The organism is Ferrimonas senticii DSM 18821, from assembly GCF_000422665.1.
GTDB lineage: Bacteria > Pseudomonadota > Gammaproteobacteria > Enterobacterales > Shewanellaceae > Ferrimonas > Ferrimonas senticii.
Map to the genome: position 1 here is coordinate 36,586 of NZ_AUGM01000023.1, position 9,196 is coordinate 45,781.

Here is a 9,196-nt window from a genome sequence, read left to right on the forward strand (position 1 = left end):
CCTTGTTACTTTCCTACTTAGGATTAGAAAGTTAGTGCAAATTTACGGTTGTTGAGGCCAAAAAAAACCGAGCCCTAGGCTCGGTTAATGATTTCAAAGCGGTGGCTTAGTAGCCGCCGCCTTTCATCTGCTCTTCGGAGTAGCCCATCTTTTGATGGCCTTCGCCCATCGCCTCAGCGACTTCCGGTGGCATGTAGTTCTCATCGTGCTTAGCCAGCACTTCAGAGGCTTCCAGTACATGCGGTTCAACCAAGGTGCCTTGGGCGACGATGCCTTGGCCTTCACGGAACAGATCCGGCAGCATGCCGTCGTATAACACGGTTACCGCTGGACCAGTATCGGCAACTTGGAAAGCGATCTTGAGGCTATTTGGATCGCGCTCGACTGAGCCCATCACTACCATGCCACCGATGCGGATACGCTGACCAACTTCTGGCTTCATACCACCATCTTTACGGCCTTCAACCACTTCAGTTGGGGTAAAGAACAGGTCCAAGTTGGAGTTCAGAGCGAACACCAACAGTGAGCCAACGGCGGCAACACCCCCTACCAGAGCGGATGCGAATAACAGGCGCTTTTTACGGCGTGGGTTCATTGGTTTTGGCTCCTATGTTGGCGCAGGCGCTCTTCACGAGCTTGCTTGCTGGCAATTTGTTTTAGTACAGCTTTGCGTTTGCGAACTGAGGCAATGGTGATGCCGCCTAAGCTGATGATAGCAGTACCGTAGGACAGCCAAACATAGATGCCGTAGCCGCCCATATTAAAAAACTCACTGATGGAGGAAAACTGTAAGCTGAACTCCATTATTTGATCTCCTTAGCAACCAGCGCGCGCACCCAAGGGCGCATGCTGTTACGGGCCAGAACCTCTGCACGGAAGCGCAGGGTGCTGAGGGCGGCAATCAGCATCATAAAGCCGAAGATGTTGCACAGCAGTGGCATCAGCATCTCTGGCGGCATGTTGTTGCTCTTACCAACGGTAATGGCGTTTGGCTGGTGCAGAGTGTTCCACCACTCAACGGAATACTTAATGATAGGTAGGTTAATCACGCCGACGATGGCCAAAATGCCAGCGGCTTTGGCGGCCATCACTTTATCTTCAAATGAGGCGTACAGGGCGATTACCCCCAAGTACAGGAACAACAGCACCAATTCTGAGGTTAGGCGAGCGTCCCACACCCACCAAGCGCCCCACATCGGTTTGCCCCAAGAGGCGCCAGTGACCAAAGCGATCAAGGTTAGCACTGCACCGATCGGTGCAATTGCGGCGGCGGCGATATCAGCCAGTTTGATCTGCCACACCAAGCCGATAAAGGCACACACCGCCATTGCCATATAGGCGGACATCGACATCGATGCCGCTGGCACGTGAATAAAGATAATGCGGTAGGAGTCGCCCTGTTGATAGTCCACTGGGGCAAAGCCCAAACCTAAAATGGTGCCGGTGGCGATCAATAGGGTCGCAAGGGTGGCGAACCACGGTAGTAGGGTGCCAGCGAGTGCGTAAGCGCGCTCAGGGTTGGCGTAGGGGTGTAACCACTTCCACATAATCAGTTGGTACTCACTCGTAAAGCCGCACTAATGGCGACAGGGGCTAGAACTAAAGAACCGACAAAGAGCGCCGCCAAGATAGCTAAGTGCCCAGTGAACGGCAAATTCATCGATGCGGCATCAATTGCACTGGTGGCAAAAATCAATACCGGAATATATAGCGGCAGGATCAGCAGACTAAGCAAGACGCCGCCTTTCGGCAGCCCAACGGTCAGTGCCACCCCAATTGCCCCTAACAAAGATAGGATCGGGGTGCCGATCGCTAAGGTTGACATCAATGCCAGATAGGCGTTGTCGCTCAAATTCAGCAGCACGGCCAGCAGCGGTGACATTAGGATCAATGGCACTCCGGTGACCAACCAATGGGCCAACACTTTGGCCAGCACCATCAGTGACAGCGGTTGCGGGCTCAGCATCATCTGCTCTAGCGAGCCATCGGCGTAGTCAGATTTAAACAGCCGCTCTAACGACAACATCGACGAGAGCAGTGCCGCAACCCAGATGATCCCCGGGGCGATCTCCATCAGGGTGTTTGGTTCTGGGCCGATGCCCAATGGAAACAGGGTCACCACCATCACGAAGAACATCAGTGGGTTAAAGATGTCACCGCGATGACGGAAGGCGATCTGCAGATCCCGTTTTAATACGGTGGAAAACGCCTGATAGTAGTTAATTTCACGCATGGCGTTACTCCTCGGCAAACTGGTATTCAAGGCGCAGTTTGCGCAGGCGATCAGCACCGATCTGCAGCAGATCTTGGTGGGTGGTCAGGATCACGCAGCCGCCGTTGTCGGCGTGGCGTAGAAACAGCTTTTCCAGCTCCTCAACGCCGCGCTTATCAATAGCGGTCATCGGCTCATCAACAATCCAGATTTTAGCTTCGGTGTGCCACAGTCGTGCCAGAGCGATCCGCCGGTGTTGACCAGCCGATAAGTGCCCGGCAGGGTGATCCTCAAATCCAGTAAGATTTACCTTGGCCAGCGTTGCGGCAATTGGTGCGTCATTGTAGCCGGCCATCTTCATGTTGAAGGTGAGGTTTTCTTCGGCGGTCAATTCGCTTTTTACCCCAGGCAGGTGGCCGAGATAGAGCAGTTGCTCGTGGTATTCATCGCGACATTTGTCGATGGCGGTGTTGTCGAAATAGACGTCGCCAGCGTAGGGACGAGACAGCCCGGCGAGGATGCGCAATAGGCTGGATTTACCGGCGCCATTAGGCCCTTCAATCTGAATAATATCGCCCGCGTTCACGTCAAAGCTCAGTTCATCAAACAGGATCCGCTCTTCGCGGATGCAGGTCAGCGCCTTGGCTTGCAGTAGCGGTTGTGGACGGGTTTGAGTCACCGGATCCTCTTGACGGGTTCGTCGTCTTTAATCTAGGGAAGCGATATTAACATAGCGTCGAAATCGGTCGCTGTAGCAACTCGCAATTCTGAGGTTACCTCTAGTTGATTAGAGGAAATTCCTTCGAGTTGTGAGCTAACTAACGAAACCTACTCGGCACTTTACTTGAGCTTATTGACCTAGGATTTGAACAAAGGTTTCCGGCGGTGGATGCGATTGTGACAGGGCTCAAAAAACGTGGCAGTATTGCAAACAGTGGCGGGGTTGAGGCGGCATGCAAGCCTTGCTGGCGATAAACCGATTGGAAACCGCCGCTTTGCGGGTTTCTCTATGGAATGGGATGGATCAAATGAAAAAGCAATGGTTGATGGTGGCTGCAGCGGCAGCGGTATTCAGCGTAAACGTAGCGGCGGCCGATGGTAAGGCGGTGTATGAAAAAGCCTGTAAAACCTGCCATGAAATCGGCTTGGCTGGCGCGCCGGTGAACCAGGACAAAGAACAATGGGCACCGCGTTTGCAAAAAGGCATGGATGCGTTGGTCGCCAGCGTCAACAACGGCCTGAACGCGATGCCATCCAAAGGCGCTTGCTTTGATTGCAGTGATGAAGACTTCAAAGCGGCCATCGAATATATGGTTGGCAAGTAAGCCGGCTTAAACCGCAGCTACAAAAACGCCGCTTCGATTGAAGCGGCGTTTTTTGTTACCTAAACCAAGCTCGATTACTGCAGGACGGTATCGATAGTCAGGGTGATTTCACTACCCAGCTTTACCCCAGCCAGTTGGCCTTGCATATCACCAGCGGTTGGCTTTTTGTCGCCATCCAGATCAATTGCTGCCATTACGTCAACGGTTTCATGGGCGCTGATCACGTTGGCGGCAGACATGGCAAAACTGTCATCCAGCACGATGGTGCTTGGCAGCTTACCGACGGTGGTGCGGGCCACTGCAACAGGGGTTTCAGAACCGGCTGGACGGGCAAACAGGAAGACCGCGGTGCTGGAATCTGCAGTTAGGCTGCCATCCAATTGCAAGCTAACGGTCACTGCCGCGCTGTTGTCAGCTTTTGGCGCCGACTTGGCGGACTCAACGAACATCTTGGCTTGGTTGATGGCGTTCATCAGACCGTCGCGATCGATGTCTTGTCGTGGGCTGGTGAGGATCAGCTCCCAATGCATGATGGCGTCTTCGTAGTTAGCACCAAAGAAGGCGTCCATACCCAGCAGCAGACGGGTTGATGGGTCTTTATCGTCATCGGCCAGTGCTTGGTCGATAACAGTGCGAACCTCAGCGGTGATGTTCTGATCCGCTGCGTAGTACATTGCGGTGGCCTTAGGCCCCAACAGATCGGCTTTGGCACCAACCAGCTCAATCGCTTTATCAAACGCTTTGATGGAATCGGCGTAGCGGCTGGATTCCATGTAGGCGTGACCCAGCTCGAACCAACCTAGGCTGTTCTTTGGATCGTTGGCTTGGGCTTGCTCCATCTGCTCGATGCGCATCGCCATCATCTGCTCTGGGCTCATGTTGTTGTGCGGGCTGCCGGCGTTTGGCATATCACGCAGGTTCCAGTCGTTGGCTCGACCCAGATCCATGTAGACGTAACCGCTCAGCGCCAGTAACACCACGCTCATTGCGGCTGGCCATACTGGGCTGCCGTGACGAGCACTCAACTTATCGTCTTCTTGGGCAACGTTTTGCAGCAGGTTCAGCTGCAGTTCTTGTTCCAGCGCCTGGTATTCGGCTTGATTGATACGACCTTCTTGCAGCTCGCGCCCCAGCTCTTCGATGCGCTCGTTGTATAGGTTAAGGTTGGTCTGCTTACGGACTTCCGCATCAGTAGCCTTGTTGGCAGTGGCGGCGCGGCGGATAAACGGCAGCCAAATCACTAAAAGAGCCAATGCCGTAATGGCAGCGATAGCAATCCAGAAGTTTGTCATAGCAATCTCACGGTGGTGAATACGCAGTAGCCTATGCTACGGGCGTGAAGTTCAGTCGAATCACTGAACATAAAATAGGTAATAGCGTTGGATTATACGGCTCTGACTTGGCATGACCAGATCTGTTCCCAGCCATCAAGCCTGTTGCTTTAGGGATATGGGCGGATAATCACAAATCCCTGAATAAGCGTAAATGTACGCGCAACTTTATTGAACTTTTGGCGTCTTACCCGCTAACGCACGGTCTGGTGTCACTTTGACGTGATGTCTGTCCGAAAAAAAAGTTGCTGTGAACTGAGTTGGCAAAACTCGGCGGTGGCGGCAGACATCTTCAAGGTTCCTGCCTAAAATGGCGACAATGACCCCAGTTCGAATGCGGTAACGTAGGAACTGGATACTTTTCCTCCTGAGGTAAGCTAATGATTCCTGAACTTGGACATTATTCTCTCATCATCGGTTTGGCCTTCGCCGTGCTGCTATCGGTGGTTCCACTGGTCGGTGTAGCGCGCAAGGACGCCTATCTTGTCAGTTTCTCTCGGCCATTGGCCTATGGTGTGTTTGGCTTTATGGCTCTCGCCGTAGTGTGCTTGGGTTATGCCTTTGCCACCGATGACTTCTCGGTGATGAACGTGGCGTCGAACTCCAATAGCCAGTTGCCGATTTACTTCAAAATCGCCGCGCTTTGGGGTAGCCATGAAGGTTCGTTGCTGTTCTGGGTATTCTCTATTGCCGTTTGGGTTGGCGCCATTGCCACCTTTAGCAAAGGTTTAGAAGATACCTTTACCGCCCGTGTTTTGGCGGTATTAGGGATGGTGATTGTCGGCTTTAGCTTGTTCATGATTCTGACCTCTAATCCATTTGAGCGCCTGTTGCCAAACGCGCCGATGGAAGGTCGCGACTTGAACCCAATGCTGCAAGATGTTGGTCTGATCTTCCACCCGCCGTTGCTGTACTTAGGCTACGTTGGTTTCTCGGTAAGTTTCGCGTTTGCGATTGCTGCACTGTTGTCTGGCCGATTGGATTCAGCGTGGGCGCGTTGGTCGCGTCCATGGACTTTGACCGCGTGGGCCTGTTTGACTGCCGGTAACGCACTGGGTTCATGGTGGGCATACTACGAACTGGGCTGGGGCGGTTGGTGGTTCTGGGATCCAGTAGAGAACGCTTCCTTTATGCCATGGTTGGTCGGTACTGCACTGGTGCACTCACTGATCGTGACTGAAAAGCGCGGTACTTTCCGCAACTGGACCATCCTGCTGTCGATTTTCGCCTTTAGCTTGAGCTTGCTGGGTACCTTCTTGGTGCGTTCCGGCGTGCTAACCTCGGTGCACTCGTTTGCGTCCGATCCGTCTCGCGGGATGTTCATTCTGATCCTGCTTGGTCTCGCCGTTGGTGGCTCGCTGACGCTGTTTGCACTGCGTGCTACTGAGCTGAAATCACCAGCCCGTTTTGAACTGCTGTCGAAAGAGAGCATGTTGTTGGTGTGTAACGTACTGCTGGTGGTAGCCACCGGGGCGGTACTGTTGGGTACCTTATATCCGCTGCTGGGTGATGCGCTGGGTCTGGGTCAGATCTCGGTTGGTCCTCCGTACTTCAACACCGTATTCAACCCGATCGTCCTAGTGATGTTCGTGTTCATGGGTATTGGTCCGTTCATCCGTTGGAAGAAGTCCAAAGAGGGTGAGCTGAAGAAACTGCTGCCATCGGCGATCATCGCCTTGGTGGTGGCAGTGGTACTTCCATACGTGCTGGGCGGTAAAACCAATGGTTGGGTGATCTGCGGTATCTTCACTGCGGTTTGGATCATCTGCACCCTAATTCAAGATCTGTGGCGCGTTACCCGCGACGGCAACGGTGGCAGCACCACTCGTAAGCTGACTCGCAGCTACATGGGCATGCAGATCGCGCACTTGGGTGTGGCGATGTCGATCATCGGCGGTACTGTGGTATCTAACTACGAGATGGAGCAATCCGTACGTATGGGTCCAGGTATTACCGGTGAGTTGGCTGGTTACACCTTTACCTACGAGCGCACCCAAGCAGTACAAGGCCCGAACTTTACCGCTCAACAAGGGGTTATCCGCGTTGAGAAAGAGGGCGAGTACGTAACCACCTTGTACCCGGACCGTCGTAAGTACAACGTACGTACCATGGACATGACTGAATCCGGCATCGATTGGGGCTTCACTCGCGATCTGTACGTCACTATGGGTGATCCGCTGAACGCGACCCAATACGCTGTGCGCTTGAACTACAAACCAATGGTTCGTTGGATCTGGATCGGTGGCGTGTTCATGATCATCGGCGGCTTGATTTCCGCTGCGGACAAACGCACCAGCGGTCGCAAGGCTTCCAAGTCAAAAGCCAGTGAATTGGCTAACGCTTAAGTAGAAAGGAAAGATGATGAAGCGTGTTGTGCTGTTTATCCCTCTGGCTATCTTCTTAGGGGTTGCTGCATTTCTGTTCAAGGGTCTGTACATGGACCCTTCAGAACTGGACTCGGCATTGGTTGGTAAACCAATGCCACAGTTCCAACTGCAGCAACTGGAAGATCCAGACAAGATCATTACTGCCAGTGATCTGAAGGGTGAGGTGTATCTGATCAACGTCTGGGCGACTTGGTGCCCATCGTGTAAGTATGAGCACCCATTCCTAAACCAGTTGCAAACTCAGAATGTGCTGCCTATCTATGGCATTAACTACCGTGACGAGCGAGTACCGGCGTTGCAGTACCTGCAGATGAGTGGCGATCCATACAACATCAACATCTTTGATCCAGAGGGCAAGCTGGCCTTCGATCTGGGTGTGTATGGTGCCCCGGAAACCTTCGTTGTCGACCACAATGGCGTAGTGCGCAAGCGCTTCGCTGGGGTGTTGGCGCCACAGGTTTGGGCGGAAGAGTTTATGCCGCTGATCAATAAGATCCGCGCAGAAGCACAAGCGCAGGGAGCGCAATCATGAGAAAGTTAGTCATTGCGGCTTGCGGTATGGTGTGGGCGGCCTTGGTTGCCGCTTCGCCAATCGATACTTATCAGTTTAACGACGAGCAGCACCGTGAGCGGGCCCAAAGCCTAGCAGCGGAGCTGCGCTGCCCACAGTGTCAAAACCAGAATCTGCACGATTCCAACTCTCCAATTGCCATGGACATGCGCCTACAGGTGTATGACATGGTCGGCGAGGGGATGAGTAACGACGAGATCGTGACCTACTTTACCGATCGCTACGGTGACTTCGTGCGTTACCGTCCGGCTTTTGACAGCCGTACCATGGTGTTGTGGCTGGGACCGGTAGCGTTCTTTGTGCTTGGTGGTATTGGCGCCTTTATCTTTGTTCGTCGTCTGCGTACTCAAAGCGCAGCGGTTGAAGGCGTATCCGCTGAAGATAAAGCCAAGCTAGACGCACTGCTGAAGGATCAGAAGTAAGATGCGAGCGTGGTTGTTGGTGGTGGCGCTGTTCAGCGCCTCCGTTTACGCGTTTCCTGGTGCCGGTAGTGCTGGCGCCGATCCTGCGGTGCAGCGTTTTATTCAATTGTCTAAACCGCAGGCACTAGAGAGCGTCGGCTTCTTTGATGCCCACGGTCGAGAAGTGCAGCTGCAGGACTATCGCGGTGAGATGGTGATGATCAACCTGTGGGCAACGTGGTGTCCGCCATGTGTTCGTGAATTACCATCGCTGGAACGCTTTGCTGCGGATTATGCCGATCAGGGCTTAAAGGTGATCCCGGTGGCCACTGATCGTGATCCATCGGTGGTAATGCCATTCCTAAAAGAGTTAGGCATGCCGCAGATGCGCACCCACTACGATAACCGCAATAGCTTTGGCCAGATCTTGCCAACCGATCTGATCCCAGCTACCTATCTATTAGATGAACAGGGCAATCTAGTGGCCTTTGTCCGCAGCTTTGTGGATTGGGACAACGCCTCGGTTCGACAGCTAATTGATGGCTATCTTAAGAAATAAGCGATAACAGCTTACTTCCTAAACGCAAAAAGCAGATCCGGTGAAACTCTCACCAAACGATCTGCTTTTTTCATTTTTAGGGTTGCGCCAATTCAACGGCTCCCTATAATGCGCCTCCATCGACGGGGCACAGCGGTAACGCGGTTGGCCGCGGTTGATAAGGCAGCAGCCACTAAGAAAACTTTCAAAATAAGTCCTTGACTTCGGAAGTTAACTTAATAAAATGGCGCTCTTCTTTAAGAGTTGAAGCGAAACGCTCAAAACTTAAAGAAAACCGAAAAGTAAGAAAGTTTAAAATTCTGCTTGACGGTGAAAAATAGGAAGCGTAAGATTCGCGTCCTGTCTCGAACGAGACAAGCTCTTTAAAAATTAGTCAGACAATCTGTGTGGGCACTCACGTGGAACGAGAA

General features: G+C 52.9%; 11 protein-coding genes. 5 read left to right on the forward strand and 6 right to left on the reverse strand.

Annotated elements, in window-relative coordinates:
* Positions 1 to 106: 106 nt before the first annotated feature.
* Genes ccmE through ccmA form a run of 5 tightly spaced genes read right to left on the reverse strand, consistent with a single transcriptional unit; the run spans position 107 to position 2,891 of the window.
* Complete coding sequence (gene ccmE, locus G506_RS0112280) at positions 107 to 595, reverse strand: cytochrome c maturation protein CcmE (RefSeq protein ID WP_028117129.1); 489 nt, start codon at positions 593 to 595, stop codon at positions 107 to 109.
* Entirely contained in the window at positions 592 to 804 is a 213-nt protein-coding gene (gene ccmD, locus G506_RS0112285) for a heme exporter protein CcmD (RefSeq protein ID WP_028117130.1), read from the reverse strand. The genes ccmE and ccmD overlap by 4 nt, the downstream gene beginning before the upstream one ends.
* Positions 804 to 1,547, reverse strand: coding sequence for a heme ABC transporter permease (locus tag G506_RS0112290; protein WP_028117131.1), 744 nt, complete (start codon positions 1,545 to 1,547; stop codon positions 804 to 806). The genes ccmD and G506_RS0112290 overlap by 1 nt, the downstream gene beginning before the upstream one ends.
* 2 nt (positions 1,548 to 1,549) lie before the next feature.
* Positions 1,550 to 2,233: a heme exporter protein CcmB gene (gene ccmB, locus G506_RS0112295; protein WP_028117132.1), complete on the reverse strand. Its 684-nt coding sequence runs from the start codon at positions 2,231 to 2,233 to the stop codon at positions 1,550 to 1,552.
* A gap of 4 nt (positions 2,234 to 2,237) precedes the next feature.
* The gene (gene ccmA / locus G506_RS0112300; protein ID WP_028117133.1) at positions 2,238 to 2,891 is read right to left on the reverse strand and encodes a cytochrome c biogenesis heme-transporting ATPase CcmA; all 654 of its coding nucleotides are present in this window, start codon (positions 2,889 to 2,891) and stop codon (positions 2,238 to 2,240) included.
* Between the two features lie 349 nt (positions 2,892 to 3,240).
* Here ccmA and G506_RS0112305 point away from each other — a divergent pair, with 349 nt between their 5' ends.
* Complete coding sequence (locus G506_RS0112305) at positions 3,241 to 3,537, forward strand: c-type cytochrome (RefSeq protein WP_028117134.1); 297 nt, start codon at positions 3,241 to 3,243, stop codon at positions 3,535 to 3,537.
* Between the two features lie 74 nt (positions 3,538 to 3,611).
* Here G506_RS0112305 and ccmI read toward each other — a convergent pair whose 3' ends face one another.
* Positions 3,612 to 4,829, reverse strand: a complete 1,218-nt coding sequence (gene ccmI / locus G506_RS0112310) for a c-type cytochrome biogenesis protein CcmI (RefSeq protein ID WP_028117135.1) — start codon at positions 4,827 to 4,829, stop codon at positions 3,612 to 3,614.
* A 419-nt stretch (positions 4,830 to 5,248) separates the two neighbouring features.
* On the opposite strand from ccmI, the gene G506_RS0112315 reads away from it, so the two are divergent.
* From G506_RS0112315 to G506_RS0112330, 4 genes are read left to right on the forward strand one after another with little or no spacing between them, the layout of a single operon-like run.
* Positions 5,249 to 7,213, forward strand: a complete 1,965-nt coding sequence (locus G506_RS0112315) for a heme lyase CcmF/NrfE family subunit (RefSeq protein ID WP_028117136.1) — start codon at positions 5,249 to 5,251, stop codon at positions 7,211 to 7,213.
* Positions 7,214 to 7,229: 16 nt separating this feature from the next.
* Positions 7,230 to 7,787: a DsbE family thiol:disulfide interchange protein gene (locus G506_RS0112320; RefSeq protein ID WP_028117137.1), complete on the forward strand. Its 558-nt coding sequence runs from the start codon at positions 7,230 to 7,232 to the stop codon at positions 7,785 to 7,787.
* Positions 7,784 to 8,248 (forward strand): cytochrome c-type biogenesis protein, encoded by a 465-nt coding sequence (locus tag G506_RS0112325; protein WP_028117138.1) that lies wholly within the window; start codon positions 7,784 to 7,786, stop codon positions 8,246 to 8,248. The genes G506_RS0112320 and G506_RS0112325 overlap by 4 nt, the downstream gene beginning before the upstream one ends.
* Before the next feature lies 1 nt (position 8,249).
* Positions 8,250 to 8,786, forward strand: a complete 537-nt coding sequence (locus G506_RS0112330; protein WP_035387309.1) for a TlpA family protein disulfide reductase — start codon at positions 8,250 to 8,252, stop codon at positions 8,784 to 8,786.
* The last annotated feature ends 410 nt before the right edge of the window (positions 8,787 to 9,196 follow it).

Coding starts and splice junctions, on each gene's coding strand:
- ccmE (WP_028117129.1), bottom strand. CDS start 595: ATGAACCCACGCCGTAAAAAGCGCCTGTTATTCGCATCCGCTCTGGTA.
- ccmD (WP_028117130.1), bottom strand. CDS start 804: ATGGAGTTCAGCTTACAGTTTTCCTCCATCAGTGAGTTTTTTAATATG.
- G506_RS0112290 (WP_028117131.1), bottom strand. CDS start 1,547: ATGTGGAAGTGGTTACACCCCTACGCCAACCCTGAGCGCGCTTACGCA.
- ccmB (WP_028117132.1), bottom strand. CDS start 2,233: ATGCGTGAAATTAACTACTATCAGGCGTTTTCCACCGTATTAAAACGG.
- G506_RS0112305 (WP_028117134.1), top strand. CDS start 3,241: ATGAAAAAGCAATGGTTGATGGTGGCTGCAGCGGCAGCGGTATTCAGC.
- ccmI (WP_028117135.1), bottom strand. CDS start 4,829: ATGACAAACTTCTGGATTGCTATCGCTGCCATTACGGCATTGGCTCTT.
- G506_RS0112315 (WP_028117136.1), top strand. CDS start 5,249: ATGATTCCTGAACTTGGACATTATTCTCTCATCATCGGTTTGGCCTTC.
- G506_RS0112320 (WP_028117137.1), top strand. CDS start 7,230: ATGAAGCGTGTTGTGCTGTTTATCCCTCTGGCTATCTTCTTAGGGGTT.
- G506_RS0112325 (WP_028117138.1), top strand. CDS start 7,784: ATGAGAAAGTTAGTCATTGCGGCTTGCGGTATGGTGTGGGCGGCCTTG.
- G506_RS0112330 (WP_035387309.1), top strand. CDS start 8,250: ATGCGAGCGTGGTTGTTGGTGGTGGCGCTGTTCAGCGCCTCCGTTTAC.